This is a genomic window from Roseateles sp. GW821-FHT09H11, assembly GCF_059415845.1.
On the sequence record NZ_JBWKOA010000008.1, the window covers coordinates 60,051 to 75,323 of the forward strand.

The window sequence follows — 15,273 nt, forward strand, 5'->3', positions numbered from 1 at the left end:
AGACAAGCACATGAGACTCCACACATCCTTCATCACGGCAGGCATGGATGCCGCCCGACGGCGTGTCGGCCATTGGACGGCGACGCTTGCGCAGCTGGCCCTTGTCGTCGGACTTTCCGCGTCCGGCGGCGCGCAGGCGCAGACCGTCTATTACCACCAGGACACGTCCGGATCGACCGTCGCGGCGACGGACGATTCCGGCAACCTGCTGTGGCAGGAGAGCTATCGCCCTTATGGCGATCGCATGCTGAAGCCGGCCTCGACGAACAAGCAGTGGTTCCACGGCAAGCCCCTGGACCCGGACACGGGGATGGAGGACTTCGGCGCGCGCAACTACGACCCGGTCCTCGGACGTTTCCTGTCCGTCGACCCGGTCGACTTCAGCGTCACCAACATCCACTCGTTCAATCGGTTCGCATACGGGAACAACAACCCGCTGAAGTTCGTCGATCCGGACGGACGAGACCCGGAGATGAAACGCTGGGCCGATCCCGTCGGCATGTCTCATGCCCAGGCACGGGAGGGATCGCGTCGCGCCGGCGCCATCGCGATCTCGATGATCCCCGGCACCAGTTCCATCGAAAGCATCGGCGAAGGAAAGTACGGCCTGGCGATCGCCATGCTCGTCGTGGACTTCACGCCGATGAAATTCGCCAAGGTCGCAGAGGCTGGCGTCGACGTGATGAAGGCCGCCGAGCACTCGGCCGGAGCGGAGGCGGTACAGCTATTTCGCGGCGGTTCGAGCCTGGAGGCGAGACTGGGCATCGACGTCAATGCTGCAGCCGATGGCCTGATTCATACAATTGGCGGCGGAAAGACGCCCAAGCCTCAGGGCCTGTCCATTAATGTGGATCCGCTGGATAAATTCGTTCAGAAGCACGGCGGCGCTTTCCCTCTGAATGGCGTGCCTGAAGGGCTTTTGATCATGCAGTCCGGGAAACCTGGGCACTTTGTTATCGCCCCTGGCACACCAATGACGCTTGAGGCCTATCAGCAACTGTTGAATCGTGTTCAGCTGGGCAACTTCAACCTATTGCCATGAGCGATGAAACAAGCATAGAGCAGGTGATCCGAAACATCTCTGCCGGGGCTCCAGTTGCTCAATTGGAGATTGAACTCAGTCATGTCGATCTGAATCAGGCCGGCGTGCATGGTCGTACACCGCTCATGGTCGCTGCTGCGCAGGGATTACTTCCGATTGCCGATTTGCTGGTACGGCGCGGCGCATCGGTGCAGACCAGTGGCATTCGCCAAATGACGCCACTCCACGAAGCGGCCGCGAACGGACAGGCCGCAATGGCGGAATATTTGCTGCACAGGGGTGCACAAATCGATGCCTTGACGACAGATGGCGTCACCCCGCTCATGTGTGCCGCAGCGTGGGGAAGCATCGACGTCCTGCAGCTCCTCTTGGAGAGTGGCGCAGACAGGACGAAGACTGATCGGACCGGATCGACCGCGAGCGAGATTGCGCGTGAGAAAGGGGAGGACCAGTCCGCTGAATTGATCGACTCTTACGGAGTTGGCCGCCCTTGACGATTGCGAGCGGGAGACTCGAACCTAAGCCGACACGGTCAGGTCCAACTCCACGCTCGCATTCTTCGGCAGCGCGTAAACGCCAACCGACGTCCGCACGTGGGTGCCTGCCAGGCCGAGCACCTGCACCAGCAGCTCCGACGCGCCGTCAGCCACTTCGCTGAGCTGAGTGAAGTTCTCGGCGCACTGCGTGAAGACGTTCAAGCGCAGGATCTGCTTCACCGCGTCCAGCGAGCCGAGCGAGCGCTGCAGCAGCACGAGCGCGCGCATCGCGCAGATCTTGGCGGCGTGCTGCGCGCGGGCCAGGTCCACCTCGGCACCGACGCGGCCGGTGACCACGACGGTGTCCTTCACGCGCGGCACCTGTCCGCTCACGTAGACGGTATTGCCGTCGCGCATCAGCGGCTGGTAGTTGCCGCCGGCCTTGATCTCGCCGTCGAAGTCGTAGCCCAGTTGCTGGGCGGCCTGGGTGAGGGCCTGGTCTCTGCTCATGGTGTTCTCGTCGAAAGGGAGTGACCCATTCTGACGCGATCACCCCTTGTGATCCGTCCTCACATCCATCACGACCAGACCGACGAGCATCACCAGCGGTAATAGCAGGGACCAGAACTTCCACCCTGCATACGCAAACGCCCCCGACAGCGCACCGACCGCGAACGCCAGCACGGGCCAGATGAACCGCTTCAACCGGTCCCGCACCTCGGGGCCAGCCGCGCCGCGCAGCAGGTCGACGCTGTCGATCACCACCTGCGTGACGTTGCCGGTCATCACCGTCGTCGGCGTCAGCGCCGGCCACGCCAGCCGTCCCGCCGCGTTCTGCACGCCCATCGCGGCCGTCATGAACAGCCCCGTCGCCATCGCCCACGGCGCATCCGGCGCGAGCACCGCGCCCGCCGGCACGCTGCAGACCAGCGCCACCAGCAGCAGCACCGTCTGCATCACCAGCAGCGGCCGGCTCGCCACCGTCTTCGTCCGCTCGCAGCGCAGCGCCACCAAGCGCGCAAGCGCCACCGCCGCGATGAAGGTCGGGAATACCAGCAGCTTCAGCAGCACGCTGTTGGCGCTCGCGCGGCTCAGCTCCGCGCCGATCAGCACGAAGTTGCCCGTCACATGCGCCGTGAACAGGCCGAACAACGCCACGAAACCCACCGTGTCCACGTACCCGCCGATGAAGCCCAGCGCGAGGCTTGCCAGCAGCAGCTTCTTCGCGCCGGTCATGCCGCCCCCTTGCGCTCGAGCACGGCGATCCTCGCCGCCATCGCCAGCGCACAGATCAGGCCGAGGTGCTCAAGGAACGCGTTCTTCGCCATGAAGCGCGCCTGACCGCTCAGGTCCCAGAAGTTGTTGGCGACGAGCATCGCCACCAGCGTCAACACGCCCAGCGCGCCGGCCGCCAGCCACACCTGGCGGTTGACGATCAGCAGGACCGCGCCGATCAGCTCCACCGCGATCGCCAGCACCGCCCACAGCGCCGCCGGCTGCAGGCCGAAGTGCGCCTGCTCCGCGACCGCGCCGGGGAAGTCCATCGCCTTGTCGATCCCGCCGATGAGGTAGGCCGAGGCCAACCCCACCCGAAGCAGGAACCCGAAGGTGGGCCATTGCAGGATCCTCTCGACCCACCGCGGCGCCGCGGGGGGTAAGGTCTTCAAGGTTCGGAACTCGCTCATCACACTGCTTTCATCACGCGTCGCCCATCACAGCGCCCATCACACAGGGCCCATCACAGCGCCCATTACACGGCGCTCCTTGCACGTCGCTCTTCACACGGCCCAGCAGGCGCAGCCCAGCGCGCCCCAGAAGCCGCGCAGATCCGAGGCCGGAATCTCCGACGCCCAAGCGTTCGCGTGCGCATGCCCGTGGACACCGCACGCGGTGTCGCAGCACGCGACGCGCTGCATCGCCGCCTGCAGCGGCTTGCCCTCACTGCCGTGGGCGCCCCACGCGCCATAGCCGCCGAAGCGCCGCACCGGCGACCAGTCCGGCATCGCCGGCGGCGGTGCCGAGTCGTCGAGCTCCGCGAACTCGCCCGCGCCCCACACGACCTTGCCGCCGACCATCGTCAGCAGCGCGCTCGTGTCCGCGATGTCCGATTCCGGGCAGCCGAAGAAGTCGCGGTCCGGCACGACCAGGTCGGCGAGCTGGCCCGCCGCGATCTGGCCCTTGTTGCCCTGCTCGTTCGAGAACCAGGTGACGTTCTCCGTCCACATGCGCAGCGCCGCCTCGCGGTCCAGGCAGTTGCGCTGCGGCGTGATCTGCAGCCCGCCCACGGTGCGTCCCGTCACCATCCACGACAGCGACACCCACGGGTTGTACGAGGCCACCCGCGTCGCGTCCGTCCCCGCCGAGACCTTCATGCCCCGGCGCAGCATCTCGGCCACCGGCGGCGTCGCCTCGGCGGCTCGCGCGCCGTAGCGCTCGACGAAGTACTCGCCCTGGTAGGCCATGCGGTGCTGCACCGCGACGCCGCCGCCCATCGCGGCGATCCGGTCCATCGACCGCGTCGAGATCGTCTCCGCATGGTCGAAGAACCAGTTCAGCCCGTTGATCGGCGTGTCGCGATGGACCTTCTCGAAGACATCGAGCGCGCGCGAGATCGTCTCGTCGTAGGTCGCATGCATGCGCCACGGCCAGCGGTTCTGGACCAGGATGCGCACCACCTCCTCGAGCTCGCCTTCCATCTGGTCGGGCATGTCCGGCCGCGGCTGGCGGAAGTCCTCGAAGTCGGCGGCGGAGAAGACCAGCATCTCGCCCGCGCCGTTGTGGCGGAAGTAGTCGTCCCCCTGCTTGTAGGTGACCGACTGCGCCCAATGGAGGAAGTCCTCCTTCTCCTGTCCCGCCTTCTGGGTGAAGAGGTTGTAGGCCAGCCGGATCGTCAGCTGTCCGGCGTCGGACAGCTTCTGGATGATCTGGTAATCCTCGGGATAGTTCTGGAAACCGCCGCCGGCATCGATCGCGCCGGTGACGCCGAGCCGGTTGAGCTCGCGCATGAAGTGGCGCGTGCTGTTGAGCTGGTACTCGGGCGGCAGCTTGGGGCCCTTGGCCAGCGTCGCGTAGAGGATCGATGCGTTCGGCTTGGCCAGCAGCAAGCCAGTGGGATTCCCGGCGGCGTCGCGCAGGATCTGGCCGCCCGGAGGCTCGGGCGTCTCGCGCGTGTAGCCGACGGCCCGCAGCGCGGCGCCGTTCAGCAACGCGCGGTCGTAGAGGTGCAGCAGGAAGACCGGCGTGTCCGGCGCGACGGCGTTCAGCTCGTCGATCGTCGGCAGCCGCTTCTCGGCGAACTGGTGCTCGGTGAAGCCGCCCACCACGCGCACCCACTGCGGCGCGGGCGTGATGTCGACCTGCGCCTTGAGCATCGCCATCGCGTCGGCCAGGCTGCGCACGCCGTCCCAGCGCAGCTCCATGTTGAAGTTGAGCCCGCCGCGGATGATGTGCAGGTGGTTGTCGATCAGGCCCGGCAGCACGCCGCGGCCCTTCAGGTCGATGCGGCGCGTCGCGGGGCCGGCGAGCGCCAGGATCTCCTGGTTGGCGCCGACGCTCTGGAAGCGGCCGTCCTTGATCGCGACCGCCTCGGCGCGCGGCCGCGCGCGGTCCAGCGTCGTGAAGCGGCCGTTGAACAGCACCAGGTCGGGCCAGGCCGCCGCAGCGGAAGAAGCCGCCGAAGCGGCCGTCGATGAGGAGGTGGATCCTGTCTCAGACATCATGGGTCTCCGCCTTGGCCGGGGTCCCGGCCTGTGCCTTCGCCTGATCGCACCCGGGCATCTGCCCGAACATGTGCGGGCGCACCTTCTGCTCGATCCAGCTGGCCTGGTGCGTATCGCGCTGCAGCCATTGCCGCACCAGCGGCGGGATCTGCTCGCCGGCGAGGATGCCCAGCAGGCCCACCAGCGCGATCACCGGCGGCGCCGGCGATCGCACGTTGAGCACGCCATAGATCACCCCGACGAGCAGCCCCACGGCGGCCGACAAAACATATGCATTCATGAGGGCCGCCTTTCCGCGGGAACGAGGGCCATCAGCCCTCGTGGGCGTTGAACATCGTCTTGGCGTAGTTGATGCCGATGCCGTACGAGCCGCCGACCTTGCGCGCGATGCCGGTCGTCAGGTCGTAGGTCTCGCCGCGCGCCCAGTCGCGCTGCAGCTCCAGCAGGTACTGCAGCGAGGTCATCGGCTGCGCGCCGGCCTGCACCATGCGTTCGACCGCGCGCTCATGCGCCTCGGCCGAGACGTCGCCGCAGGCGTCGGTGATCACGTAGACCTCGAAGCCCTGGTCGATCGCCGACAGCGCCGGACCCACGATGCACACGCTGGTCCACAGGCCGGCCAGCACGATGCGCGGCTTGCCGATGCGGTTGATCTCCTCGATCACCGCCGCGTCCTCCCAGGTGTTCATCGAGGTGCGGTCCAGCAGCTTCTGGCCGGGGAAGGGCGCGGTGATCTCCTCGAACATCGGGCCGGAGAAGCTCTTCTCGGCGACCGTGGTCAGGATCGTCGACACGCCGAAACCGGCCGCCGCCTGCGCCACCAGCGACGCGTTGGTGCGCAGCTCGTTGGCGGAGATCGAATGCGTGGCGAAGGCCATCTGCGATTGGAAGTCGATCAGGACCAGCGTGTGGTCCTTCGGGTTCAGCAACTTGGCGCCGGGGGCGGCCTTGGCGGTCGGGGTCATGGGAATCTCCTTCGGGGAATGAGGGGCCGATCGATGCCCGTCGGCGCGGGGGCCGGCGGCGGGCGATCGACCCGGGACGATCAGGACTTGGCGAAGGCCAGCAGGTCGGCGTTGAGCTGGTCCTTGGCGGTGACCGCCAGGCCGTGGGCGCCGCCCTTGTAGACCTTCAGCGTGGCCTTGGGCGCGAGCTTCACCGACAGCTCGCCGGCATTGCCGATCGGCACGATCTGGTCGTCGTCGCCGTGGATGATCAGCGTGGGCACGGTGATCTTCTTGAGGTCTTCGGTGAAGTCGGTTTCCGAGAACTGCTTGATGCAGTCGTACTGCGACTTCAGCGAGCCCTGCATGCCCTGCAGCCAGAAGCTGTCGCGCGCGCCTTGCGACACGACGGCGCCGGGGCGGTTGGCGCCGAAGAACGGCGTGGTCAGGTCCTTGTAGAACTGCGAGCGGTCCTTCTGGACGCCGGCGCGGATGCCGTCGAAGACCTCCTTGGGCAGGCCGTTCGGATACGCGGCGGACTTCATCATCGTCGGCGGCACGGCGCCGACCAGCACGACCTTGGCCACGCGCTTCGTGCCGTGGCGGCCCACGTAGCGGGTGACTTCGCCGCCGCCGGTCGAGTGGCCGACCAGCACCGCGTTCTTGACGTCCAGCTTGTCGAGCACCGCGGCCAGGTCGTCGGCGTAGGTGTCCATGTCGTTGCCGTTCCAGCTCTGGCTGGAGCGGCCGTGGCCGCGGCGGTCGTGCGCGATGACGCGGAAGCCGTTCTGGCCGAGGAACAGCATCTGGTCTTCCCAGGCGTCGCTGCTCAGCGGCCAGCCGTGCGAGAAGACGACCGGTTGGCCGCTGCCCCAGTCCTTGTAGAAGATCTGGGTACCGTCCTTGGTGGTGACGTAGCTCATGGGGGCTCCTGGCAGGGTGTGATCGGATGAAGAAGAGGAAGAGGCCGCCGGGGTCGCGGCCGCGGCGCCGTCGGCCAGCGCGAGCGGCAGTGCCGCGGCGAGCGCGAACTGGCCGCCCAGCGCGAGCACGTCGCGGCGGGTGGGATCCGTGGGGATCGAGGGAGTGGTCATCGAGGGTCTCCGGGGAATGCCACCATCGTAGGAACGGCTCCCCGGTGGAACCAGCCGCCGATGGCGCACCCGATGCTCTCCCGTCGGAGGCAGGCCGGCGTGACGCCCCGTTGCAGTCGGGGCCCGGACGGATTACAGACGCAACAGACCGCGCTTGAGCGCGAGCACGACGGCATGCGTGCGGTCGCGCGCGTCGAGCTTGGACAGGATGGTCTTGACCCGCGCCTTGATGGTGTCCTCGGACAGCGAGAGCAGGCCGCCGATCTCCCGGTTGCTCCGGCCCTGCGCGATGTGCTCCAGCACGTCGATCTCGCGGCCGGAGAGCTGCTCCTGGCCGGCGTGGGCGGCGATCTCCTGCGCCACCTCGTTGGGGATCCAGCGGTTGCCGCGGTGCACGGCGCGGATCGCGTCCAGCAGCTCGGTGCGCAGCTGCGTCTTGAGCAGGTAGCCGCTGGCGCCCAGCTTCAGCGCCTGCCAGGCCTGGCCGTCCGACTTGAAGGTCGTCAGCACGATGACGCGCGCCGCCGGGCTCAGCGCCCGCAGCCGCGCCAGCGCCTCCAGCCCGTCCATGCCCGGCATCTGGATGTCCATCAGCGTGACGTCGGGACGCAGCCGCTCGAAGGCCTGCAGGCCCTGCCAGCCGTTGTCCGCCTCGCCCACCGGCGTCATGTCCGGCTGCTCGCCCAGCACCGCGGCGATGCCCTCCCGCATCAGCGGGTGGTCGTCGACCGTCAGGACGCGGATGGGATCGGACGCGGGCACCATGGCGGCGATCATAGGGGTGCCCCCTCGCCACCGTCCCCGTTCCAGGGGGCCGATACCCTTTCGGGTAGGCGTTGTCGACTCGACCGGGGCTATCGCAGTGCAGCATCGCTTCCGATGATCGGCGCAGTCCTTCGAGAGAGCGCTTTCAGCGTCTCCCAGCGGCCCTCCTCCGGTCCGCCTTCGCCATCACCGCCCTTCAACGCCCTGGGAGCCGTCCATGTCCCTGATCGAGCGCCTTCATGCCGTCCCGGATGCCGTCCTCGACGCGATCGTCCTCCACCGCAATCCGCTGCTGCGCGCCGGCATCGCCGCCGCGTTGTCGCCGTTCTTCCGCGCCCATGACGCGGGGGATGACGCCGGCCTGATCGCCGAGTCCGGCGTGCTGCCGACACTCGCCGCCGGACCGTCCGGCCGCGCCGAGCCGATCCGGCTCGTCGTCGCCGACCACGACGGCGCGCTGCAGGCGCTGGCCGGCGAGCCACGCCGGGCCCCGGTCGGCGGCGCCGGCGCACTCGGGCGTCATGCCGGCGCCGGACTGCCCGGGCCGCATTGGCTCGTTGTCAGTCCCGTGGTGCACGGCGGCCGGGTCCGCCAGGCCATGGCCGCGGGGGTGCTCGGCTACGTGCATGCCGCCTGCGCGCTGGAGGAATTGCGCGACGCCGCGCGCGCGGTCGCGGCCGGCCGTCGCCACCTCTGCCGCACGGCGGCCGCCGCGGTCGCCGAAGGCTGGCTCGGCGACGACCTCACCCCGCGTGAGCGCGACGTGCTGCGCATGCTGTGCCTCGGCCTGGACAACAAGTCCATCGGCCTGCGGCTGGGCGTCGCGGCCGGCACGGTCAAGACGCATGTGAAGACGCTGCTGCAGAAGCTTGGCGCGCGCAGCCGCACGCAGGCCGCCACCGAGGCGCTGCGCCGCGGGCTGCTCGACGACGAGCCGCTGATCGACGACCCCTTCCCGCATCCGGTGCGCGTCGCCGTGCGCGGGGCGGCTCACGGCCTGTACGGGCTCCGTCCGCTGCCGGCCGCATGAACGGTCCAGCGCGCGCTTGACCCCGGGCGGCGCACAGGGTCACAGTCGGTGCCGGACCGGCATCGGAACAGGGAGGACGCGTGTGGCGAGGTGGTGGGCGGGACTGATCCTGGCGGCGGCGAGTCTCGTCGGCGCGGACCATGCGCCGGTGCGCGCGGCCGAGGGCGGCCTGGCCGATTTCTCCCACCGCTCGTGGAGCGTCCGCGAAGGCGCGCCGCCGGACGTCTGGACGATGGGCGGCGGGCGCGAGGGCGAGCTCTGGCTCGGCACCGGCATGGGCCTGTACCGCTTCGACGGCCTGCGTTTCGAGCGCTACCGGCCCGGCGATCCGTCGTTGCCGGCGGTCAACATCAACGCGCTGCTGGTCGACGACGACGGCACGCTGTGGCTGGGCCTCTTCGAAGGCGGCGTGCTGCAACTGCGTGAAGGGTCCGGCGCGCGCGAGGGTCAGGTCGTGCGTCACGGCGCGGCCCAGGGACTGCCGGGCGGCCGCGTGCTGCGCCTGGTGCGGGCGTCGGGCGCGCTGTGGGCCGCGACGGGCAAGGGGCTCGCGCGTTTCGACGGCCGGCGCTGGTCCCGCATCGGCGAGCAGGAGGGCTATCCGGAGCCCGCCGCCGAATACCTGTTCCGCGATCGGCAAGGCACGCTCTGGGTCAGCTCCGGCGAGCGGCTCTACCGCCTGGCCGTCGGCGCCGAGCGTTTCGAGTTCACCGGCGTGCGGACGGGGCGCTCCGCCGTGATGACGCAGGACGTCCAGGACCGGCTCTGGCTGGCGGACGGGCGCGGCGGCGTGCGGCCGCTCGGACTGCCGGGCTCGTGGCGTGCGTGGACGGCGCTGCCGGGCACGGCGCCGGCGCCGGGACCGCTGCGGGCCGACGATCTCGCCGCGGCGCCCTTTTCCCCCAGCGTGGTGTCCTCACGCGACGGCCAGCCGGTCACGCTGGTCAAGCAGATGCTGTTCGCCAGCGACGGCGGGCTGTGGGTCACGGTGAATGGCCGTGGCGTGTTCCGGACCGATGCCGCGGCCACGGCGCGGCTGCTGGCGGGCGAGCAGCTCGACTGGACGCGCGGACGCTGGTTCACCGTGGCGGACGGGCTGGGATCGTCGATCACCGTGCCCTTGCTGGAGAGCGATGACGGCGAGATCTGGGTCGGCACCAACGTCGGCGTGAGCAGCCTGCGCCAGCACCGCATCCAGCGCGTCACGCGCCTGGAGGACGCGGCCGCCACCGGCTTCAGCGTGCAGCCGGACGGCAGCGGCGTGCTGCTGTCGAGTTCCTCCGCCAGCTGGCGTGTCGACCCGCCCGGCGGCCCGGTGCGCGACAACGGCGTCGATCCCCGACCCTTGTCGCGGCGGCCGGCCACGCAGGCGATCCGCGCCACCGACGGCGCCCTCTGGCTGTGGGACAACGAGACCCTCTGGCGCTCGTTGCCCGGCGGGCGCTGGGACCGCTGGGACCTGTCGCTGCCCGCCGGCGCGATGGCGGCCGCGAATGCCATGGCGGCCGATCCCACCGGCGGGCTGTGGCTGTCGCTGCAGGACGTCGGCGTGTTCCACGCGACCCGCGCCGGCGTCGAACGGGTGAAGGACGCGGAACTGGACGGCGCTCCGCCGGCGGCCTTGGCGGTCGATGCGGACGGTGCGGTCTGGTTCGGACACGACGGCGTGCTCACCGGCATCGACGACCGCGGCCGACGCCTGCGCTTCGGTCCGGAGCAAGGGCTGCGGACCGGCCGCATCCACACGATGATCAACACCCGCCACGGGCTGGTCGTCGCCGGCGAGAACGGCGTGGCCCTGGGCAGGAACGGCGGCTTCGCCACGATCACGCTCGCCCGCGATCCCGCCTTCGCGCGGGTGTCCGGCGTCGTCGAGTCCCTGGACGGCGACCTCTGGCTCAACGGCGCGCGCGGGCTGGTGCGGCTGGCCGCGGCGGAGGTGCCGTCGCTGTTCGACGAGTCCGCCCATCCGCTGAGCTACCAGCTGCTCGACGCCGCCGACGGGCTGCCGGGCATCGCGCGGCAGGCCTCGGCGACGCCCACCGCCGTGCGCGACGCTCGCGGCCGGTTGTGGTTCGTGACCAACCTCGGCGTGGTCTGGCTCGATCCGGCGCGGACGCCGCGCAGCTCGCGCGAGGTCCGTGTCGACGTGCAGGCGCTGATGGCTGGCGGGCAGAACTATCCGGCCGCGCAGGGCCAGCAGCTGCCCAGGGGAACCAACGCGCTGACCTTGCGCTACGCCGCGCGCGTGCTGAGCAAGGCCGAGCAGGTCCGCTACCGCTTCCGGCTGGTCGGCGTCGACGCCGACTGGCGCGACGCCGGCACGCAGCGCGAGGCGACCTACGCCAACCTCGGTCCCGGCGACTACCGCTTCGAGGTGCTCGCCTCGAATCCGGACGGCCTCTGGAGCCGCCAGCCGACGGTGCTGGCCTTCCGCATCGCGCCGATGCTCCATCAGCAGCCGGCCTTCCGCTGGGCGGTGGCGCTGGCGCTGATCGTGGCCGTCTGGGGCGGCTACCGGCTGCGCGTCCGGTCGCTGCAGGCCCGGCTGCGTCTGCGCCTGGCCGACCGCCACCGCGAGCGGGAACGTATCGCCCGTGACCTGCACGACACCCTGTTGCAGGGTTTCCAGGGCTTGTTGCTGGGCCTGGATGCGAGCGTGCGGCGCGTTGCCGACGCGGCGTTGCGCCACAAGATGGAACGCGATCTGACCCGCGCGGAGGCGCTGCTCGCGGAGGGCCGCGATCGCGTCGGACAACTGCGGCAGCGCATCGACGACGAGGATGCCGCCGAGCGGCAGGAGCGGCGAGGTCGTGACCGCGATGACCGCGATGACCGCGATGACGGTGGGAGCGATGACGGCGCCGATCGCCACGGCGGCGGCGGTCATGGGGGCGGCGATGGCGACGGCGATGGCAGGCGTGATGGCCGTGCCTTGGCCGACGGTCTGGCGCGCGCCGGGCAGGATCTGATCCGCCCGCCAGGCCAGTTCCGGATCCGGGTGAGCGGAACGCCGCGCGCACTGCCGGCGCCGGTGGAGGACGAGCTGCTGCTGATCGCGCGCGAAGGCCTGACCAATGCCGATCGCCACGCCCGGGCGACCGAGGTGACGCTGGCGCTCGACTACCGGGCCGACGTGGTGCTGCTGACCGTGCGCGACAACGGCATCGGCCTGGCGCCGGACTGGGAATCGCGCCAGGCGCGAGGCGTGCGTTACGGCATGTGCGGGATGCGCGAGCGGGCGCGGCTCATGGATGCGAGCTTTACCGTGCACAGCGTGCCCGGTGCGGGCACTGAGCTGGTCCTGCGCGTGGCCGATCCGCGACACGCGGGCTGGCTCGAGCGCTGGCGGCAGGTGCGCGCGCCTGTCTCCCCGTGAAGTCCCGAAGGGTCAGGGCAAAACCCGCTCCCTAGAATCGGCCGCGCAGTCGAAGTCCGACGCATGACGAGGGAAGAGAGATGAAGAAGTTCGCCGCGCTGTCCGCGCTATGCCTGTCCTTGACCGCCGCGCTGCCGGCCTTCGCCGATCCGGCGCCGGTGCCCGACACCGCGCAGGCCCAGTCGCTGCGCGACGCCGTCCGTGCCGACCGCAAGGGCGTCGTGCTGAAGGCGCTGGCCCTGGACGAGGCCCAGACCAAGAAGTTCGTGCCGGTCTATGAGGCTTACGAGCGCGAACTCGCCGCGCTGAACCGCCAGTTCACCCGCATGTCGGTGGAGTACGTGCAGATCGGCGACAAGCCGACCAATGCGCAGTCGAAGTACTTCTCGCGCGGCTACCTCGGTTACGTCGACGCCGAGCAGAAGCTCTACAAGAAGTACCACCCGCGCGTCGTCAAGGCGATCGGCGAAGTGGGCGCCGCCCGCTTCCTCTCGGTCGAGCGCCGCATCCGCGCCCTCCAGGATTACGACCTCTGGATCTGAGAGCGGGGGCTGCTGCGCGAACGTCATGCGTCGTTGGTCGGATGCTCGGAATCCTCACGTACAGGAAGTACGTTCCGGTTCCTCCGCTCCGCCCGCCTAGCCTGACGTCCGCTCGCGACGCCCCGAGAGACCGAGCCGGATTCAAATCCAACCGAGGTCGATGGCTCTGAGGACCGCCTGGGTGCGGTCTCTCACACCCATCTTCGCGAACACTGCCGAGCAGTGGTTCTTGATCACGCCCTCGCTGTTGCCCAGCAACGCGGCGATCTCGGTGTTGCTGCGGCCGCTGGCCACCAGACGCAGCACCTGAAGCTCCTTGGGGCTGAGCGTCTCGGGCTCGGGCGTCGCGGCGAAGGCGCGCTCGACCGGCGCGCGCTCCATGCGCTCGGTCAGCAGCGGCCGCAGCGCGGTCGATCCGCCGACCACGTCGCGCAGCGCCTGCACCAGCGTATCCGGGCTGATCGCCTTCAGCAGGAAGCCGCGCGCCCCCGCCCGCACCGCCTCGTCGAAGGCGGCCGTGTCGTCGAAGGTCGTCAGCAGCACCACCGGGATCTTCAGCGCCCGCGCCGCCAGCGCGCGGATCAACCCGATCCCGTCCAGCCGCGGCATGCGCATGTCCGACAGGATCACGTCCGGCTGCTCGCGCGCCAGCAGCTCCAGCGCCTCCGCCCCGTCGGACGCCTCGCCGATCAGGCGGATGTCGTCGTGCAGCGCCAGCAGGCCCTTCAGGCCCTCGCGCACCAGTTGCTGGTCTTCCACCAGCAGCAGCTTGATCGTGTTCTCGCTCATGTCGTCTCCTTCCCTGGATGGCGCCGGCCCGCTTCAGGCGCGCCGCGGGCAGTTCAGTTCGATCAGGAATCCGGGGTGATGCCGCAGCACCTGCATCGTCCCGCCCAGTTCGGCCATGCGCTCCTGCATGCCCTTCAGACCGTTGCCCTCGCGCAGCTTGCGCGTGCCCCGGCCATTGTCGTCAACCCGCACGCGCACCTGTGATCCCGCGGACAGCAAGGCGGCCGGGCCAGGATGACCGCCGACGAAGGCCGTCTCGCCGGCCCTGACCGGCGCGACCGGCGCGGCCGACTCCACCGCTTCCAGCGTCACCCGCACATGCGTCGCGCCGGCATGGCGCACCGCGTTGGTCACCGCCTCCTGCACGCAGCGCAGCAGCGCGTGCGCGCAGCGCGGGGTCAGGTCCTGCGCGACCGGATCCAGCGCCAGCTCGATCTGCGTGCTGGCGATGCCGTCCGCCAGCGTGCGCAGCGCCGCCTCGAGGTTGATGCGCTGGCTTTCGCGCTCGCGCGACACGGCGGCGCGGACTTCCGCCAGCAAGCCCGCCGCGCCGAGCCTGGCCTTCTCCACCGCCTGCGCCGCGCCCGGCTCGTCGTGGCGCTTGAGCAGCGCCTCGCTGAGCTGCAGGTGCAGGTTGAGCGCGGTCAGGTGGTGGCCCATCACGTCGTGCAGCTCGCGCGCCATGTGCAGGCGCTCGGCATAGCGCAGCTGCTCGATCTGCAGGCGCTCGCCGGATTCCTTCTCGGCCAGCATCGCCTGGAACCAGCGCCGGCGTTCGCCTTCAGCCGCGGCCAGCCGCCCCAGCCCGAAGGCCATGCCGTGCAGCGCCACCATTGACATCGACAAGCCCACGCTGTTCAGCCACCAGGGCATGTCGGGCTGGATCTGTTCCAGCCGCTGCGCCTCGCTGGGCAGCAGCCAGTACAGCGCGACGTTGATGACGACCTGCGCCAGCGCGAAATTGAAGGCGCGCCGCACGTTGAGCAGCAGCGCCGCCAGCACCGTGACCAGGAAGGGGAGCCCCGGCGTCACCAGCAGCGCCAGCAGGTTGAGCAGCACCACGCGGGAGAGCGCGTTGCGCGGCGGCAGGTCCAGGTGTTGCTGGCGCGCCAGGCGCCAGAAGTGCCACGCGAACACCATGACCAGCGCCAGGCAGGTGAGGACGAAGGGCGCGTCGTGCGTGGTGCCGCCGGTGCGGCGGTAGAGGCTGGCCAGGACGCCGTCGTACGGCTCCGTCTGGTTGCCCATCAGGCCCCAGATCGCCGAGCCCAGCTCCAGCAGGCAGATCGCCAGGGCGGCGATGCGCAGCACGAAGGCGGGCTGGGCGATGCGGGCGAGGAGACGATCGAGGGGGCGATCCACAGGGCGATCCAGACGAAGCAGACACGGAGCGACAAGCCGCCAGCGTGCCACAGGCGACGTCCGGCAGGGAAGGTGCGCATTGTCATGGGACACCCGCGGGGCGGTTCCGCCCATGCGACGAGTGCCCCGAA

Annotated in this window: 15 protein-coding genes and 1 other RNA gene; 6 read left to right on the forward strand and 10 right to left on the reverse strand. The window is 69.9% G+C overall.

The features are described from left to right. Positions 1–10: 10 nt before the first annotated feature. Positions 11–1,042 carry an RHS repeat domain-containing protein gene (locus tag AC07PR_RS24430; RefSeq protein WP_495136854.1) on the forward strand — a complete coding sequence of 344 codons (1,032 nt, stop codon included), beginning with the start codon at positions 11–13 and terminating at the stop codon, positions 1,040–1,042. Further along, positions 1,039–1,536, forward strand: a complete 498-nt coding sequence (locus tag AC07PR_RS24435) for an ankyrin repeat domain-containing protein (protein WP_495136855.1) — start codon at positions 1,039–1,041, stop codon at positions 1,534–1,536. Before AC07PR_RS24430 ends, AC07PR_RS24435 begins: the two co-directional genes overlap by 4 nt. A 24-nt stretch (positions 1,537–1,560) precedes the next feature. On the opposite strand, the gene AC07PR_RS24440 is transcribed toward AC07PR_RS24435, so the two are convergent. The 8 genes from AC07PR_RS24440 to AC07PR_RS24475 form a co-directional block, all read right to left on the reverse strand. Beyond that, complete coding sequence (locus tag AC07PR_RS24440) at positions 1,561–2,028, reverse strand: RidA family protein (RefSeq protein ID WP_495136856.1); 468 nt, start codon at positions 2,026–2,028, stop codon at positions 1,561–1,563. A gap of 39 nt (positions 2,029–2,067) precedes the next feature. Beyond that, on the reverse strand, positions 2,068–2,754 hold the full coding sequence (locus AC07PR_RS24445) for a YoaK family protein (protein ID WP_431100698.1): 687 nt from the start codon (positions 2,752–2,754) through the stop codon (positions 2,068–2,070). Beyond that, positions 2,751–3,203: a DoxX family protein gene (locus tag AC07PR_RS24450; protein ID WP_495136857.1), complete on the reverse strand. Its 453-nt coding sequence runs from the start codon at positions 3,201–3,203 to the stop codon at positions 2,751–2,753. Before AC07PR_RS24450 ends, AC07PR_RS24445 begins: the two co-directional genes overlap by 4 nt. Before the next feature lie 93 nt (positions 3,204–3,296). After that, positions 3,297–5,234, reverse strand: coding sequence for an amidohydrolase (locus AC07PR_RS24455; RefSeq protein WP_495136858.1), 1,938 nt, complete (start codon positions 5,232–5,234; stop codon positions 3,297–3,299). After that, the gene (locus AC07PR_RS24460) at positions 5,227–5,517 is read right to left on the reverse strand and encodes a XapX domain-containing protein (RefSeq protein WP_377159185.1); all 291 of its coding nucleotides are present in this window, start codon (positions 5,515–5,517) and stop codon (positions 5,227–5,229) included. The genes AC07PR_RS24455 and AC07PR_RS24460 overlap by 8 nt, the downstream gene beginning before the upstream one ends. Before the next feature lie 31 nt (positions 5,518–5,548). Beyond that, positions 5,549–6,202: a hydrolase gene (locus AC07PR_RS24465; RefSeq protein WP_377159186.1), complete on the reverse strand. Its 654-nt coding sequence runs from the start codon at positions 6,200–6,202 to the stop codon at positions 5,549–5,551. Between the two features lie 80 nt (positions 6,203–6,282). Next, positions 6,283–7,275 carry an alpha/beta fold hydrolase gene (locus tag AC07PR_RS24470; RefSeq protein ID WP_483108173.1) on the reverse strand — a complete coding sequence of 331 codons (993 nt, stop codon included), beginning with the start codon at positions 7,273–7,275 and terminating at the stop codon, positions 6,283–6,285. Between the two features lie 132 nt (positions 7,276–7,407). Then, positions 7,408–8,040, reverse strand: a complete 633-nt coding sequence (locus AC07PR_RS24475) for a response regulator (RefSeq protein ID WP_377159188.1) — start codon at positions 8,038–8,040, stop codon at positions 7,408–7,410. A gap of 217 nt (positions 8,041–8,257) precedes the next feature. Here AC07PR_RS24475 and AC07PR_RS24480 point away from each other — a divergent pair, with 217 nt between their 5' ends. From AC07PR_RS24480 to AC07PR_RS24495, 4 genes are all read left to right on the forward strand, one after another. Beyond that, the gene (locus AC07PR_RS24480; RefSeq protein WP_483108172.1) at positions 8,258–9,070 is read left to right on the forward strand and encodes a helix-turn-helix transcriptional regulator; all 813 of its coding nucleotides are present in this window, start codon (positions 8,258–8,260) and stop codon (positions 9,068–9,070) included. 82 nt (positions 9,071–9,152) lie between these two features. Next, positions 9,153–12,449 (forward strand): sensor histidine kinase, encoded by a 3,297-nt coding sequence (locus AC07PR_RS24485; protein WP_495136859.1) that lies wholly within the window; start codon positions 9,153–9,155, stop codon positions 12,447–12,449. An 80-nt stretch (positions 12,450–12,529) separates the two neighbouring features. After that, the gene (locus AC07PR_RS24490; RefSeq protein ID WP_377159191.1) at positions 12,530–12,991 is read left to right on the forward strand and encodes a hypothetical protein; all 462 of its coding nucleotides are present in this window, start codon (positions 12,530–12,532) and stop codon (positions 12,989–12,991) included. A gap of 56 nt (positions 12,992–13,047) precedes the next feature. Beyond that, positions 13,048–13,122: non-coding RNA, sX9 sRNA (locus AC07PR_RS24495), on the forward strand. 10 nt (positions 13,123–13,132) lie between these two features. Here the strand turns inward: AC07PR_RS24495 and AC07PR_RS24500 are convergent. Next, positions 13,133–13,780, reverse strand: a complete 648-nt coding sequence (locus tag AC07PR_RS24500) for a response regulator (RefSeq protein ID WP_067280760.1) — start codon at positions 13,778–13,780, stop codon at positions 13,133–13,135. Positions 13,781–13,813: 33 nt separating this feature from the next. Continuing rightward, positions 13,814–15,142 carry a sensor histidine kinase gene (locus AC07PR_RS24505; RefSeq protein ID WP_377159192.1) on the reverse strand — a complete coding sequence of 443 codons (1,329 nt, stop codon included), beginning with the start codon at positions 15,140–15,142 and terminating at the stop codon, positions 13,814–13,816. Between the last annotated feature and the right edge of the window lie 131 nt (positions 15,143–15,273).

Bases quoted from the DNA above. Each gene is read 5' to 3' on its own strand.
- AC07PR_RS24430 (WP_495136854.1), top strand. From the start codon at position 11: ATGAGACTCCACACATCCTTCATCACGGCAGGCATGGATGCCGCCCGA.
- AC07PR_RS24435 (WP_495136855.1), top strand. From the start codon at position 1,039: ATGAGCGATGAAACAAGCATAGAGCAGGTGATCCGAAACATCTCTGCC.
- AC07PR_RS24440 (WP_495136856.1), bottom strand. From the start codon at position 2,028: ATGAGCAGAGACCAGGCCCTCACCCAGGCCGCCCAGCAACTGGGCTAC.
- AC07PR_RS24445 (WP_431100698.1), bottom strand. From the start codon at position 2,754: ATGACCGGCGCGAAGAAGCTGCTGCTGGCAAGCCTCGCGCTGGGCTTC.
- AC07PR_RS24450 (WP_495136857.1), bottom strand. From the start codon at position 3,203: ATGAGCGAGTTCCGAACCTTGAAGACCTTACCCCCCGCGGCGCCGCGG.
- AC07PR_RS24455 (WP_495136858.1), bottom strand. From the start codon at position 5,234: ATGTCTGAGACAGGATCCACCTCCTCATCGACGGCCGCTTCGGCGGCT.
- AC07PR_RS24460 (WP_377159185.1), bottom strand. From the start codon at position 5,517: ATGAATGCATATGTTTTGTCGGCCGCCGTGGGGCTGCTCGTCGGGGTG.
- AC07PR_RS24465 (WP_377159186.1), bottom strand. From the start codon at position 6,202: ATGACCCCGACCGCCAAGGCCGCCCCCGGCGCCAAGTTGCTGAACCCG.
- AC07PR_RS24470 (WP_483108173.1), bottom strand. From the start codon at position 7,275: ATGACCACTCCCTCGATCCCCACGGATCCCACCCGCCGCGACGTGCTC.
- AC07PR_RS24475 (WP_377159188.1), bottom strand. From the start codon at position 8,040: ATGGTGCCCGCGTCCGATCCCATCCGCGTCCTGACGGTCGACGACCAC.
- AC07PR_RS24480 (WP_483108172.1), top strand. From the start codon at position 8,258: ATGTCCCTGATCGAGCGCCTTCATGCCGTCCCGGATGCCGTCCTCGAC.
- AC07PR_RS24490 (WP_377159191.1), top strand. From the start codon at position 12,530: ATGAAGAAGTTCGCCGCGCTGTCCGCGCTATGCCTGTCCTTGACCGCC.
- AC07PR_RS24500 (WP_067280760.1), bottom strand. From the start codon at position 13,780: ATGAGCGAGAACACGATCAAGCTGCTGCTGGTGGAAGACCAGCAACTG.